Source organism: Flavimobilis rhizosphaerae (genome assembly GCF_014852685.1).
In the GTDB taxonomy this organism is placed as follows: domain Bacteria; phylum Actinomycetota; class Actinomycetes; order Actinomycetales; family Cellulomonadaceae; genus Flavimobilis; species Flavimobilis rhizosphaerae.
This window is the reverse complement of record NZ_JACZDF010000002.1, coordinates 149,715-163,556: the sequence shown is the minus strand read 5'-3', so window position 1 is coordinate 163,556 and position 13,842 is coordinate 149,715. Positions and strand designations below refer to the sequence as shown.

The 13,842-nt window shown below is 72.3% G+C and carries 16 protein-coding genes; 7 read left to right on the top strand and 9 right to left on the bottom strand.

The genetic code is table 11. The features are described 5' to 3' along the window. Positions 1-166 precede the first annotated feature (166 nt). Positions 167-1,129, top strand: a complete 963-nt coding sequence (locus IGS67_RS04090) for a 1,4-dihydroxy-2-naphthoyl-CoA synthase (protein WP_192278182.1) — start codon at positions 167-169, stop codon at positions 1,127-1,129. Between the two features lie 71 nt (positions 1,130-1,200). Next, positions 1,201-2,040 (top strand): aldo/keto reductase, encoded by an 840-nt coding sequence (locus tag IGS67_RS04085; RefSeq protein ID WP_192278180.1) that lies wholly within the window; start codon positions 1,201-1,203, stop codon positions 2,038-2,040. Positions 2,041-2,150: 110 nt separating this feature from the next. Here the strand turns inward: IGS67_RS04085 and IGS67_RS04080 are convergent, their stop codons facing one another. Together IGS67_RS04080 and IGS67_RS04075 are read right to left on the bottom strand one after the other, a co-directional pair. Next, positions 2,151-2,375, bottom strand: a complete 225-nt coding sequence (locus IGS67_RS04080) for a hypothetical protein (RefSeq protein WP_192278178.1) — start codon at positions 2,373-2,375, stop codon at positions 2,151-2,153. Between the two features lie 107 nt (positions 2,376-2,482). Beyond that, complete coding sequence (locus IGS67_RS04075) at positions 2,483-3,532, bottom strand: DUF3048 domain-containing protein (protein ID WP_192278176.1); 1,050 nt, start codon at positions 3,530-3,532, stop codon at positions 2,483-2,485. Positions 3,533-3,649: 117 nt separating this feature from the next. On the opposite strand from IGS67_RS04075, the gene IGS67_RS04070 reads away from it, so the two are divergent. Continuing rightward, a complete protein-coding gene (locus tag IGS67_RS04070; RefSeq protein ID WP_192278174.1) occupies positions 3,650-4,894 on the top strand; it encodes an AMP-binding protein in 1,245 nt (414 codons plus the stop codon). An 81-nt stretch (positions 4,895-4,975) separates the two neighbouring features. Beyond that, positions 4,976-5,845, top strand: a complete 870-nt coding sequence (locus IGS67_RS04065; protein WP_192278172.1) for a 1,4-dihydroxy-2-naphthoate polyprenyltransferase — start codon at positions 4,976-4,978, stop codon at positions 5,843-5,845. 5 nt (positions 5,846-5,850) lie between these two features. On the opposite strand, the gene IGS67_RS04060 is transcribed toward IGS67_RS04065, so the two are convergent. Further along, positions 5,851-6,117 (bottom strand): DUF4229 domain-containing protein, encoded by a 267-nt coding sequence (locus IGS67_RS04060; protein WP_192278169.1) that lies wholly within the window; start codon positions 6,115-6,117, stop codon positions 5,851-5,853. A 31-nt stretch (positions 6,118-6,148) separates the two neighbouring features. Between IGS67_RS04060 and IGS67_RS04055 the strand changes: the two genes are divergently transcribed. Together IGS67_RS04055 and IGS67_RS04050 are read left to right on the top strand one after the other, a co-directional pair. Continuing rightward, positions 6,149-6,532, top strand: a complete 384-nt coding sequence (locus IGS67_RS04055; RefSeq protein WP_192278167.1) for a PLDc N-terminal domain-containing protein — start codon at positions 6,149-6,151, stop codon at positions 6,530-6,532. 100 nt (positions 6,533-6,632) lie between these two features. Next, complete coding sequence (locus tag IGS67_RS04050; RefSeq protein WP_192278166.1) at positions 6,633-7,304, top strand: AIM24 family protein; 672 nt, start codon at positions 6,633-6,635, stop codon at positions 7,302-7,304. A 159-nt stretch (positions 7,305-7,463) separates the two neighbouring features. Here IGS67_RS04050 and ccsB read toward each other — a convergent pair whose 3' ends face one another. The 6 genes from ccsB to IGS67_RS04020 all read right to left on the bottom strand — a co-directional run bounded on the left by ccsB (position 7,464) and on the right by IGS67_RS04020 (position 12,932). Next, positions 7,464-8,504, bottom strand: a complete 1,041-nt coding sequence (gene ccsB / locus IGS67_RS04045) for a c-type cytochrome biogenesis protein CcsB (RefSeq protein WP_192278164.1) — start codon at positions 8,502-8,504, stop codon at positions 7,464-7,466. Then, positions 8,501-10,249 (bottom strand): cytochrome c biogenesis protein ResB, encoded by a 1,749-nt coding sequence (resB, locus tag IGS67_RS04040; protein WP_192278162.1) that lies wholly within the window; start codon positions 10,247-10,249, stop codon positions 8,501-8,503. Before resB ends, ccsB begins: the two co-directional genes overlap by 4 nt. After that, positions 10,246-11,043, bottom strand: a complete 798-nt coding sequence (locus IGS67_RS04035) for a cytochrome c biogenesis CcdA family protein (RefSeq protein ID WP_192278160.1) — start codon at positions 11,041-11,043, stop codon at positions 10,246-10,248. The genes resB and IGS67_RS04035 overlap by 4 nt, the downstream gene beginning before the upstream one ends. Before the next feature lie 20 nt (positions 11,044-11,063). After that, positions 11,064-11,645: a TlpA family protein disulfide reductase gene (locus IGS67_RS04030; protein ID WP_192278879.1), complete on the bottom strand. Its 582-nt coding sequence runs from the start codon at positions 11,643-11,645 to the stop codon at positions 11,064-11,066. Between the two features lie 2 nt (positions 11,646-11,647). Continuing rightward, on the bottom strand, positions 11,648-12,328 hold the full coding sequence (locus tag IGS67_RS04025) for a histidine phosphatase family protein (protein ID WP_192278158.1): 681 nt from the start codon (positions 12,326-12,328) through the stop codon (positions 11,648-11,650). Between the two features lie 145 nt (positions 12,329-12,473). Then, the gene (locus tag IGS67_RS04020) at positions 12,474-12,932 is read right to left on the bottom strand and encodes a MarR family winged helix-turn-helix transcriptional regulator (RefSeq protein ID WP_192278156.1); all 459 of its coding nucleotides are present in this window, start codon (positions 12,930-12,932) and stop codon (positions 12,474-12,476) included. Between the two features lie 140 nt (positions 12,933-13,072). On the opposite strand from IGS67_RS04020, the gene IGS67_RS04015 reads away from it, so the two are divergent. Then, positions 13,073-13,621, top strand: coding sequence for a YceI family protein (locus IGS67_RS04015; protein ID WP_192278154.1), 549 nt, complete (start codon positions 13,073-13,075; stop codon positions 13,619-13,621). Positions 13,622-13,842: the final 221 nt, after the last annotated feature.

Here is a 13,842-nt window from a genome sequence, read left to right as displayed (position 1 = left end):
CCAACTGACCGACGGATTGATGGCTTCCGCCCGTTCGACGGGGGGAAGCCATCAATCCGTCGGGCGACGAGGTGGACGGAACCGAATCGGCACGAGCGTACCAACACAGTGGTACGCATGTACCACTGTGTGACGCGACCCACCGCGCGCTCGCTAGGGTGAGGACATGAGCGAGATCCCGGCCCAGGTGTCCCAGACCTTCGACCCACTACGGTGGCGCACCGTCGCCGGCTTCGAGGACCTCGTCGACATGACCTACCACCGCGGCGTCGAACGCACGCTCGCCGCCGACGGCTCCGTCACCGCCGAGCGCGATCTGCCCGTCGTCCGCGTCGCCTTCGACCGCCCCGAGGTCCGCAACGCCTTCCGCCCCGGAACCGTCGACGAGCTCTACCGGATCCTCGACCACGCCCGACTCACCTCCGACGTCGGCACCGTCCTCCTCGCGGGCAACGGCCCCTCGGAGCGCGACGGCGGCTGGGCGTTCTGCTCGGGCGGCGACCAGCGCATCCGCGGACGTGACGGCTACCGCTACGCCGAGGGCGAGACCGCCGACACGGTCGATCCCGCCCGCGCCGGACGCCTCCACATCCTCGAGGTGCAGCGACTCATCCGCACGATGCCCAAGGTCGTCGTCGCCGTCGTCGACGGCTGGGCCGCGGGCGGTGGGCACTCCCTCCACGTCGTCGCCGACCTCTCGATCGGCTGCCGCGAGCACGCCCGCTTCAAGCAGACCGACGCGAACGTCGGCTCGTTCGACGGTGGGTACGGTTCCGCCTACCTCGCCCGGCAGATCGGCCAGAAGCGCGCGCGGGAGATCTTCTTCCTCGCCCGCGAGTACTCCGCGCAGGACGCCTACGACTGGGGCGCGCTCAACGAGGTCGCCGAGCACGACGACCTCGAGAACCTCGCGCTCGAGTACGCGCTGACGATCGCTCAGAAGTCGCCGCAGGCGATCCGCATGCTGAAGTTCGCGTTCAACCTCGCCGACGACGGGCTCATGGGCCAGCAGGTGTTCGCGGGTGAGGCGACACGGCTCGCATACATGACCGACGAGGCCGTCGAGGGGCGCGACGCGTTTCTCGAGCGCCGCGAGCCCGACTGGTCGCCGTACCCCTACAGCGTCTGACCCCTCCGCGGCACTCGTTCCGCGGGACGCAACGATTGGACCGTTGGGCGGACGGGGAGAACGATGGGGCGATGAACATCCCCACCGTCACCCTCCACAACGGCGTCGAGATCCCCCAGCTCGGGCTCGGTGTCTTCCAGGTCCCCGAGGACGGCACCCAGGCCCTCGTCGAGGACGCCCTCGCCTCCGGCTACCGCCACATCGACACGGCAGCCGGCTACTACAACGAAGACGGCGTCGGCGCCGCCCTCAAGGCCTCCGGCCTCCCCCGGGAGGACGTCTTCGTCACGACGAAGCTCCGCAACGGCGACCAGGGCTACGACAAGGCACTCAAGGCCTTCGACGACTCCCGCACCGCCCTCGGCGTAGACGTCGTCGACCTCTACCTCATCCACTGGCCCGTCCCGAGCCTCGACCTCTACGTCGAGACGTGGCGCGCCTTCGAGAAGCTCTACGCCGACGGCGCCGTCCGCGCGATCGGCGTCTCGAACTTCCTCCCCGACCACCTCGACCGGCTCGTCGCCGCCGCCGACGTCCTGCCCGTCGTCAACCAGGTCGAGGTCCACCCGACGTTCCAGCAGGCCGACGTCCTCGCGAGCACCCTCGGCCACGGCATCGCCGTCGAGGCGTACTCGCCCCTCGGTCGCGGCGCCGACCTCGAGGACCCCGCCGTCACCGCGATCGCCGAGCGCCTCGGCGCGACGCCCGCCCAGGTCATCCTCCGCTGGCACCTCGACGCCGGCCGCATCGTCATCCCCAAGTCGGTGACCCCGGAGCGCTACCGCGCCAACCTCGCCGCCGTCGACCTCGAGCTCACGGACACGGACCGCGCCGCGATCGACGCCCTCGAGAACGGCAACCGCCTCGGCGCTGACCCGGCCGTCGCGGCCTTCACGCAGTACCGCGACTGACACCACGCACCGCCGACGACGGGTCCCCGGCAGCCTCGGCTGCCGGGGACCCGTCGTCGTGCGCCACGCTCCCCCCTGCGGGGCGGGGCGGTCGGTGCGGCCGAAACACCTCAGCCGGAGACGAAGAACGTCAGCGCCAGCTCGACGGCCTCGCGCAGGCCGAGCGCGAGCGCGGTCGCGAGCGCCGTGAGGAGCGCGACCGACGCCGCAGCGGGCGCGGTCGACGTGCGCCACGAGTCGCGGTCGCGACGGGTGCGGGCGGGGCGGACGACGCGGCGCACCGCGCCGTCGGAGCCGGACGGACGGGGGGCGTGGTGGGGGTGCGTCGTGGTCATGGCTCAACCCTCGCGCCCCGACCTCCCCGGGCGCGTCGGCCACGGGTCTGGACATGACGACGGCGCCTCCCCCGGCCGGGGGAGGCGCCGTCATACCGGGGTCGGACTCAGTCGACCGTGTACGAGCTCTTGCCCTTGTTGAGCATCTCGATCCACGTGGTGCCGGGGGCGAGGAGGATCGGCTCACCGTCAGCGTCGACGAGCTCGAGCGGGTCGGAGACGCCCGCCTTCTTCCAGGTCGCCTCGACGACCTTGCCGCCCGTCGCGACGAGCGCCTTGCCCTTGCCCTTGAACTTCTGGTCGGGGACCATCGCGCCGCCCTGGGCGTCGAGCTTCGAGTCGACCTGCTCGCTCTCGATGAGCACGAGGTTCGTCGCCGCGAGCTGCGTGCCCGCGGCCGTCATCGCCTTCGCCGAGCCCTCGGACCGCAGCCACGTCGACGAGCCGGCGTCCCACGCCCACGCGGGTCGCGCTGCGGACGACAGGGAGATCGCGATGTTCTTCGCGCCCTTGCCGTCGACGACCGCGGTCGCCTCGTCGGCCTCGAGCGCGAACTTCAGCTCACCGCTCGGCGGTGCCGAGTGGTTCGCGTCCGCGGACTTCCAGATCGTCGCGAGGTCCGCGTAGACGTTGTGCGGCGCGCGTCGCGTCGAGATCCGGCCGAGGCCGGCCGCGCCGGCGTCGTGCGAGATCGACTGGATCTCCGGGAGGCGACCGATGCGGATGTTCATGCGCTTCTGCGCCCCGGACGCGACGAGCAGCGCGTGCATGGGCGCGGCGACGTGCAGGTCGACGGGCCGCGCCGAACGCACGGGGCCCACGCTCTCAGGGGTCTTCGAGTGGTAGACGGCGATGAACCGCGGCACCTCGAACTCGACGACCGTCTCCCAGACGATGTCAGCGTCCTCGAGCCCCGACTGAGGGCGCGCCGCTGCCGTGTTCTCGACCTTGACGGCGATCGCCGGCCGCTGCGGGACCTCGTCGACCTTGATGCCCGTGAGCGGGTAGACGATCGGGCCCTCGGGCGTCGGGGCGTCCGTCTTCGACGGGTCGACCGATGCGTCGACCGTCACGGTCGGCGTCGTCGGAGCCGGCTCCGGGTCCTTGCTGCACGCGGCCAGCCCCAGCGTCGCCACGAGCGTCCCGGCGAGGGCCACGACGGCTCCTCGTCCTCGCGTCGTCCTACGGATCACGTCGTCCACCTCTCCTACCTGCCCCGCACGCGTCGACTGCGCACGCGTCCGCAAGCCTACGTCCGCGGCTAGGGTGGTCGGGTGCACCGTCCCGTCATCTGGCCCGCGGCCTCAGGAATTCCGGACAGCGCGCTGCCCGCGCTCGTCCGTGCGGCCCTCGACGGCTCGGGGCCTGCGCTCCTCGCCCAGCCGGTGCCGCCGGAAGGTTCTCCTGCGGCGACGGTGCCGGCCGGGGTGCCTGACGACGTCGCGCTCGTCGTCGGGACGTCGGGCTCGACGGGTCTGCCGCGGCGCGTCATGCTCACGGCTGACGCCCTGCGCGCGTCCGCCGCCGCGAGCGCCGAGCGGCTCGGCGGCACCGGGTCGTGGCTGCTCGCCCTGCCGACGACGCACGTCGCGGGCATGCAGGTCGTCGTGCGGTCGGTCCTCGCGGGGACGACGCCGACGCTCCTCGAGGGCCCCTTCCGCACCGCGGCGTTCACCGAGGCCGTCGGGCGCATGCCCGCGCGGACGGCGGCTCCGGGCGGCGGCCGGTTCACGTCGCTCGTGCCGACCCAGCTTCACCGACTTCTCGAGCCGGGCCCGGACGCCGCGGCGACGCTCGCAGCGCTGAGGTCCTTCGACGCGGTGCTCGTCGGCGGGGCGGCGCTCGCGCCCGAGCTCGCGGCCCGCGCCGCGGACGCGGGCGTGCGTGTCGTGACGACGTACGGCATGTCGGAGACGTGCGGCGGCTGCGTGTACGACGGGATCCCGCTCACGGGCGTGCGCATCCGCACGTCCGCCGACGGGCACGTCCTCGTCTCGGGGCGCGTCCTGTCGGTCGGCTACCTCGACGACGACATCGCCGACGCGCAGTCGTACACGACGATCCACGGCGGCCGGTGGCTGCGCACGCCGGACCTCGGCACTCTCGAGCTCTCCGAGGACACGTCGTTCCTCACGCTCACGGTCCACGGCCGCTCGGACGACGTCATCGTCACGGGCGGTGAGAAGGTCGTCGCGGGGGCCGTCGAGGCCGCGCTCGCAGGATGGCAGGGGCTCGGTGAGGTCGCCGTCGTCGGTGTGCCCGACGACGAGTGGGGCACAGCCGTCGTCGCCGTCGCGACCCTCGCGCCGGGTGCAGCCGCCCCGACGCTCGACGACGTGCGCGCGCACGTGCGCGCGACCGTGTCGGCGCCGGCCGCGCCACGGGCTCTCGAGATCGTCGATGCCGTACCGCGGCTCGGCATCGGCAAGCCGGACCGCGACGCGGTCCGCGACCTCGTCCTCGGCCGGCGTCCCGGCACTGTGACGACGCTGTCCCCCCAGGATCCGGCCGACGGCTGACAGCCGACCGTCACGCACGTCACGCCGCACCTCCGCGCCCGCATGCCGGGCCGCGCGGACGGGGCCGATACTCTCGGAGACATGGCCACACCAGCGCAGTGGGTCGCCGGAGCGCGTCCCCGCACCCTGCCCGCCGCCGCCGCCCCCGTCCTCGTCGGCTCGGGCGCTGCCGCGCACGCGGGCGCGTTCGACGGCGGCCGGGCGCTCCTCGCGCTCGGGGTCGCGCTCGCGCTCCAGGTGGGTGTCAACTATGCGAACGACTACTCCGACGGCATCCGCGGCACGGACGCCGACCGGGTCGGTCCGCTGCGGCTCACCGCCTCCCTGCTCGCGCCCGCGAAGCAGGTGAGGCTCGCCGCGTTCGCGGCGTTCGGCGTCGGGGCGCTGCTCGGCCTGTGGCTCGTCGCCCTCTCAGGGCAGTGGTGGCTGCTCGCCGTCGGTGCCGCGTGCGTCGCCGCCGGCTGGTTCTACACGGGCGGCTCGAAGCCCTACGGGTACCTCGGGCTCGGCGAGATCTTCGTGTTCGTGTTCTTCGGCCTCGTCGCGACGATCGGCACGACGTACACGCAGGTCGGCCACATCACCTGGCCGTCGGTCGTCGGCGCCGTGGCGATCGGGCTCGTCGCGTGCGCGATCCTCATGGTCAACAACATCCGCGACATCCCGACCGACGTCGTCGCGGGCAAGCGGACGCTCGCGGTGCGGCTCGGCGACCACAAGGCCCGGCGCGCCTACGTCGGGATGGTCGCCGGGTCATGGGTGCTCGCACTCACGTGCGTCTTCGCGTCGCCGTGGGTGCTGGGCGTCGCACTGCTCGGGCTGCCCGTCGTGCTGCTGTGCATCCCCGTGATCGCGGGCGCGCGCGGCAAGCTGCTCGTTCCCGTCCTCGGCGGGACGGGGTTCTACGAGCTTGCGCTCGGCGCGCTCCTGGGCCTGGGCCTCGCGCTGTAGGCCGGTCAGAGACCGTCGGCCTCCGCGTCCTCGGCCTCCGCGTCCGGGTCGTCCGTGCCCTCGGCACGACGCTGCGTGCGCGCTGCGGCCCGCTCCGCGAGCCAGGCCGACGCCCTGTCGCGCTGCGGGCGCAGCGCGACGATCGAGATGAGGAACGTCAGCAGCACCGCGAGCAGCAGCCACAGGACGTCACGCGCACCGACGAGCCACAGCACGGGCAGGAGCACGACGAAGATGAGCACACGCCACAGCGTGTAGACGACGAGAGGCACAGTCCCAGCCTAGGCGCACTAGGGTGGCCCCATGCGCTACCTCGGGTTCCTGCTGCTCGTCGCGGTCGTCGTCTATACGGTCACCGACATCATCAACGCGCCCGACGAGGACCTCCACGGCCTGCCGCGCGGCATCTGGCTCGTCCTCGTCGTGCTCATCCCGGTGCTCGGCTCCGTCGTGTGGTTCGCCGTGAGCCTCAACGGTCGCCGCAGCCGCGGTGAGGCGCTCGGCGGGCCCCGCTCGGGCCCGCGCACCGCCCCCGGCGGCCACCCCGCACCCGGCCGGCAGGGCCCCCTCGCGCCCGACGACGACCCCGAGTTCCTCTGGCTCCTCGAGCAGGAGCGCCGACGCCGCGCCGGCGAGACGGGCACCGACGGCTCGACCCCTCCGACCTCGGACGACAGCAGCCGCTGACCCGCGCGCACTCCCGGGGCGTCGTCGCGCGCACCACCGTCCGCGCCGCTATCTTTGCCGCGGAGGTCCCGCACGGGGACCGCGACCCAGGGGGTGCAGCATGACGCTCTACGGAGCCCTGTTCCAGCAGTTCGCCGAGAACACCTCGCAGGACCAGTTCAGCCTGCAGGGCAGCAAGATGCTCAAGATCAACATGGGCTTCGGCCCCGTCTGGTCACGCTCGGGCGCGATGGTCGCCTACCAGGGCGACGTGCGCTTCGAGAAGAAGAGCCAGGGGGCGGCACGCTTCCTCAAGTCCGCCGTCACCGGTGAAGGCCTCGACCTCATGAAGTGCTCCGGCTCCGGCCAGCTCTTCCTCGCGGACCTCGCGCAGGCCGTGCAGATCATCTACCTCGAGAACGACATGATCTCGATCAACGGCGCCAGCGTCCTCGCGATCTCCGACTCCATCCAGTGGGACATCAAGATGATCAAGCCCGGCGCTGGCATGGCTGCGGGCGGGCTCTCGAACGTCGTGTGCCAGGGCACGGGCTACGTCGCTGTGACGACGGCTGGCGAGCCCGTCGCGCTCAACGTCGCTGAGGCGCCGACGTTTGGCGACCCGCAGGCCGTCGTCCTGTGGACCGCGGGCGTGCAGATGAACGTCAAGGTCGACACGGGCGGCCTCGGCTCCCTGCTCCGCGGCGGTTCCGGCGAGACCTTCCAGCTCGCGTTCGGCGGCCAGGGTGTCGTCGTCGTCCAGCCGAGCGAGGGCTTCCACTTCTCGAGCTGACCCCGCCTCCCCGACTCGTAGGTCGTCAGCACCGTTGAATCGTGCTGACGACCTACGAGTCGCACAGGTCGAGCGACTCGAGGGCCTCAGCACCATCGAGTGGTGCTGGGGCCCTACGAGTCGGGAGACGGGAGGGAGACGTGCCGCCGGGACGGCCTGTCAGACGCCCGAGTAGGAGTGCTTGCCGCTGAAGAGCATGTTGACGCCCGTGAAGTTGAAGAGCACGCACGCGTAGCCGACGACGACGAACCACGCCGCCCGACGCCCCGACCAGCCGCGCGTCGTCCGCGCGTGCAGGTACGCCGCGTAGACGACCCAGATGACAAACGACCAGACCTCCTTGGGGTCCCAGCCCCAGTAGCGGCCCCATGCGTCCTCGGCCCACACCGAGCCCGACACGAGCGTGAACGTCCACAGGACGAAGCCCACCGCGTTGATGCGGAAGCTCAGCAGCTCGAGCTGCGCCGCCGTCGGCACCTGGTCGAGCCACGACCACCGGCGCGACGCGAGCATCGGCGAGCCCTCGTCGCGCGAGTCACGCAGCAGCTGCGTGACCGACGCCGCGAACGCGACCGTGAAGATGCCCGTTGCGAGCACCGCGATCCCGACGTGGATGACGAGCCAGTACGACTGCAGCGCGGGCTGCACGCCCGCCGCCTCGACGTGGAACGCATTGAGCGCGACGACGATCGCGAGCGTCGCGAGACCCGAGACGATCGTGCCGAGGAAGCGGATCTCCCAGCGCGTCTGCACGACGAGGAACACGGCCATCGCGAAGAACGCCCCGACGAGTATGAACTCGTAGAGGTTCGCCCACGGTGCGCGTCCGGCCGCGAAGCCGCGCGTGACGATCGCTGCGAGGTGAAGCGCCAGACCCATCCACGACACCGAGACGGCGATCGCGAGCGGCTTCGAGACGCTCCACGCCTTCCACGGGGAGGTGAGGGACGCGGCCCGACGAGCCGTGGCCTCGGAGACCGCGCCCGCGCTCGTCGTGTCGCGGACCGCGGGGTCAACGACGTCCGTGGCGACGGTCGACGCACCCGAGGCAGGCGTCGCCGCAGCCAAAGCCTTCTCACGGGCGACGGACCGGACGCCGAGGCGCCCCGAGAGGTCGATCGCGAACGCAACGAGCGCGATCGCGTAGGCGCTCGCGGTCCCCCAGGCAAGGAGGTCGCTCATCTCACCGACGGTCGTCATCGGGTCTCTCCAAGGTCGTCGGTCGCCGGGCTGTCGTCCGGCGTGGGGTTGTCCTCAGCCGGGCGGTCGTCCGGCGCGGGGTCACGGGTGTCGAGGAACGCGAGCAGAGCGTCGACCTCGGGCTGCAGGCCTGCATCGTCCGTGCGCGCCAATCCGGCGGTCTCGACCACTGTACGCGCGGGGCCGTCACCGTCGGAACGGGTGCTCACGCGCAGCCACACGCGGCGGCGCGGCGTGAAGAGCGAGAGCATGAGCCCGCCGATCGCGGTGAACGCGAAGATCGCGATCCACGTGAGCGCCGGGTCGTGACGCAGGTCGAGCGCCACGAACCGCGGGATGTCGTCGAGCGTGAGCGTGCCGAGCCCGTCCGGCAGGTCGACGGTCGTGCCCGGTGCGAGCATGAGCGTCACCGGCTGACCGTCGGCCGTGCGCGCCTGCGTCATCTTCTCGGTCTCGAGCTCGTAGACGTTCTGCGGCACGCCGTCGTCGAGCCCGAGGTCCCCCGTCCACACGGTGAGGACGAGGACGGGGTTGAGGAGGTCGGGATGGAGCGAGCGCACGCCCTGCGCGGAGAGCTGCGCGGTCGGCAGGAGGTAGCCGACGAGGCCGATCTGCTCGCCCGTGACGACGTCGGGCACCTTGACGACGCCGCGGGACGTGTACACCTGGTCCTCGGGGATGAACGGCACCGTGCCGGCGAACGTCACGTTGCCGTCGGCGTCCTTCACCGTGAGGCGCGGAGCGTAGCCGTTGCCCTGGAGGTAGACCTTGGCGCCCTCGATCGTCAACGGGTGGTTGACCTTGATGGTCTCCAGCCGAGTCCCGGCGGGGTCGGTCACGGAGACGAACGCCGTGAAGTCCTTCGCGACCGGCATCGCGTCGTCCGTGAACGTCGACGTGAAGTCGTCGAGCACCATCGTGAACGGCGGCAGGTTCTCCTCACGGAACCACGGGCCCTCGCTGAACGTGTCGTATGCGCTCACGGAGTTCGCGAACCCGCGCCCCTGGACGACGATCGCCTGCCCGCGGTACTGGAGGGCCTGGCCGAGGCCCACCGCGACGAGCAGCCCGACGAGCGCGAGGTGGAAGACGATGTTGCCGGTCTCGCGGAGATAGCCGCGCTCGGCGGCGACGACGTGGACGGGCCCGGGCTCACCCTCGGGCGCGCGGGCGCCGGCGCTCGTCTCCGTGCCCTGCTCGACGCGGAAGCGCGGCAGCGGACCGCGACCGCGCAGGTGCGCGGCGGCCGCGTCGGCCACCTGCGCGGGGGTGTACGACGCGGCATAGACGCGCGCCCCCTGCGCGGGGTAACGGCCCATGCGGCGCGGCGTGCGGGGCGGACGAGCACGCAGCGCGATCCAGTGGACCTTGGCGCGCGGCAGGATGCAGCCGACGAGCGAGACGAAGAGCAGCAGGTAGATCGCGGAGAACCACACCGAGCCGTAGACGTCGAACATCTGGAGCTTGTCGAGCCACGGCGCGACGCCCGGGTTGTCGTCGAAGAACTCGACGACCTTCGACGGGTCCTGCGGACGCTGCGGGATCGTCGAGCCGGGCACCGCGGCGACCGCGAGGAGCATGAGGAGCAGGAGCGCGACGCGCATGCTCGTGAGCTGGCGCCAGCCCCAGCGGAGCCAGCCGACGACGCCGAGCGCGGGCAGCTCGCCCGACGGGCGGGACGCGGGGGCGGGCGCGCCGTCCTCGGCAAACGCGTTCTCGATGCCCTCGGGGCGGTAGCCGCTCACAGGACCGTCTCGAATCCGCCGATGAGTCCCGCGAGGGACTGCGTCCAGCTCGCCCAGAGGCCCGTGACGAGCGCGAGGCCGATGAGCACGAGCATGATCCCGCCCGCGCGGGAGATGCCGACGCGGTGCGCGCGCATGAGGTCCACCATCTTCGTCGAGGAGTCGAGGCCCAGGGCGATGCCAAGGAACGGCAGGCCGAGCCCGAGGCAGTAGGCGACCGCGAGGATCGCGCCGCGCGCCGCGGTGCCCTGGTCGAGGGACAGCGCGGAGATCGCGACGAGCGTCGGCCCCATGCACGGCGTCCAGCCGAGGCCGAAGACGATGCCGAGCAGGGGCGCGCCGCCCAGGCCGGCCGTCGGGACGACGGGCAGGCGGGCGGTGCGTTGCAGGGGTGCGAAGGCGCCGAGGAACGCGAGGCCCATGAGGATGACGACGACGCCGAGCCAGCGCGTGATCGTCTGCTGGTGCTGCGCAAGCTGCGCACCGACCGTGCCGAAGAGCGCGCCGTACGCGACGAAGACGACGGTGAAGCCGAGGACGAAGAGCGCGACGCCGAGCAGGAGGCGGCCGCGGCGCGGGGCTGCGACGGCGGTCGTCGTCCCGCCCTCATCGGCCGGTGCGGGGCGCGTCGGGCCCTGCCCCGCCATGCCGCCGAGGAACCCGAGGTACCCCGGCAGGAGCGGCAGCACGCACGGCGACGCGAACGACACGAGGCCCGCAAGCAGCGCGACCGGCAGCGCGAGCAGGAGCGAGCCCGAGAAGACCGTCTCGCCCGCGGAGGCGAGGACGGTCATCGGGACGTCCGCGGGCACGTTCACGCCTGCTCGGCGAGGACGTCGTCGATCATCGCGTCGAGCGTCGAACGCTCGAGCAGGCCGAGGATGCGGGCCGCGACGCGGCCCTGCCGGTCGAGGACGAGCGTCGTGGGGGTCGCGGCGATCGGTGCGACTCCCTGGAGGGCGGCCGTCGCAGTGCCCGTGCGATCGTCGATCGACGGGTACGGGATCTCGAAGTTCTTCTCGAAGGCCTGGGCGGCACCCGCGTCGTCGGTGCGGTTGAGGCCGAGGAGGTGGACGCCCTCGTCGGCGCGCTCGGCGGCGATCGCCGCGAGGTCGGGGGCCTCGACGCGGCACGGCGGGCAGGCCGCGAACCACGTGTTGACGACGACGACGTCGCCGAGCCACGCGCTCGTGTCGACGGGGTCGCCCGCGTAGTCGGTGCCAGTGAGCGTCACGGGCTCACCGCGCTCGGCGACCGCCCACTGGCGGGTCGACCCGTCGCCCGACACGTAGCCGGGGTTGGCGACCTGGCCCGTCGAGTCGCCGCCCGGCGTGCAGCCGGCGAGCGCGAGCGCCGTGGCCGCGAGCGCGGCCACGGCGAGGAGGGGGTGGCGCATGCTCACGCGCCCGCTACCTTGTTGGCGCCCGGGAGCAGGTCGGCGGCGGGCTCGGTGTAGCTGAGGCCGACGTAGCGGTCGCCGTCGAAACGCAGCGACGTCACGGAAGCGAGCGAGCACTCACGCTTGCGCGGGTCGTGGAGGTAGCGACGGCCCTCGAAGGAGGAGCGCGTGATCCACACCGGCAGCTGGTGGGAGACGAGGACGACCTCGTGGCCCTCGGCGAGGCGGCGGGCGTCGTCGATCGCGGCGCGCATGCGCGCGACCTGGTCCTTGTAGGCCTCACCCCACGACGGACGCCACGGGTTCCACAGCCTAGGCCAGTGCTGGGGGTGGCGCAGGGAGCCGTCGCCGACGCCGAAGGTCATGCCCTCGAAGTAGTTGCCGGCCTCGATGAGGCGCTCGTCGGTGCCGAGCTCGAGCCCGAAGGCTGCCGCGATGGGGGTCGCGGTCTCCTGCGCGCGCTGGAGCGGGGACGCGATGACGTGCGTGATGTCGTGCCGGACGGGCTCGACGTCGTCGGGGGTCGTCGGGACGCGCTCGCCTGCGAGGTGGGCGGCAACCGTGCGGGCCATTGCGTGGCCGCGCTCGGAGAGGTGGTAGCCGGGCAGTCGTCCGTAGAGGATGCCCTCGGGGTTGTGGACCTCACCGTGGCGCATGAGGTGGACCGTCGTCAGTGCCATGTCTCCATGTTTCCAGAGTTCGTGGGACCTCGGTCCCGGTCGGGGTGTGACGTGGGCCGCGTCCGGGTTCTCTCGGGTTGAACGTCCGGGGCGCGCGGTGGTTCCCGGGCGGGGCGGGGCGCGACCGTCGGGAGGTGCGGGGGTGTCAGCGTGCGGCTGCGGCGACGCGTCGCATGACGTCGGTGAGCACGGCGGCCTCAGCCGGGCTGAGGAGGTCGACGAGGTGGTGCCGGACTGCTGCGACGTGGCTGGGCGCTGCGGCGACGAGGGCGGCGCGGCCGTCGTCGGTGAGCTCGGCGTTGACGCCGCGGCCGTCGGCCTGGCATGCGACGCGGCGGACGAGCCCGCGGCTCTCGAGACGTCGGACCGTGTGGGTCGTGCGGCTGCGGGAGTGGGCGAGTGAGTCGGCGAGCTCGGACATGCGGAGAGTTCCGTCGGCGGTCTCGTCGAGCCGGACGAGGACGGCGTACTCGCCGAGGGTGAGGCCGTGCTCGGTCTCGAGCTGGCGGCTCAGTGCCTCGGCGAGGCGTGTGGAGCCCTCGAGGTAGGCGCGCCACGTGGCCTGCTCGGTGTCATCGAGCCAGCGTGCGGGTGCCTCGGACATGAAGCCTCCGTGTCGAGTTCCGGACAATTCCGCTACCAGTCTTGCGGACACGCGCCAGGCGGGCTAATCTGATTGAAGATTCACTTGAAGCAACAACCGATGCAGGTGGATCGACCACCGCATCCACCAGGAGGACCCCCATGACCGCACTGCCCACGAACCTCACTCCCGGCACCTACGTCGCCGACCCCACCCACACCCAGGCCGGCTTCACCGTCCGCCACGCAGGCATCTCCAAGGTCCGCGGCACCGTCCCCGTCACCGAGGCCACGATCGTCGTCGGCGAGGACGTCGAGTCGTCCTCGGTCACCGCGACGCTCGACGCGACCGCGATCTCGACGGGCGACGCCGGTCGCGACGGCCACCTCCAGTCCGCCGACTTCTTCTCGACCGACGTCAACCCGACGTGGACGTTCTCCTCGACCTCCGTCACCGCCGACGGCGACGACTTCAAGGTCGTCGGCGACCTCACCATCGCCGGCGTCACCAAGCCCGTGACGCTCGACCTCGAGTACACCGGATCCGCGACCGACCCGTTCGGCAACCCGCGCGCCGCGTTCGAGGCCACGACGACGATCTCCCGCAAGGAGTGGGGCATCACGTGGAACGCCGCGCTCGAGGCCGGCGGCGTCCTCGTCTCCGACAAGGTCGCCATCGCGCTCGACGTCTCGGCCATTAAGCAGGCCTGACGCCCCGCAGCACCCAGGCAGTACCACTGCAGCCCCCGCACCGTCCACGTGCGGGGGCTGCAGTGCGTCCCCCGGACCTCCCCTGCGGTCGCGGCCCCACGGACGTTCCCGCAGGTCATCCCTGCCGGTCAGCCGTTCCGATTGCGGACTCCCGAGAGCTGGCGCACGCTCGTGGCGGGACCGGGCGCCCGACGACGCGCGCCGGGGCGCCTCGGCGTGGC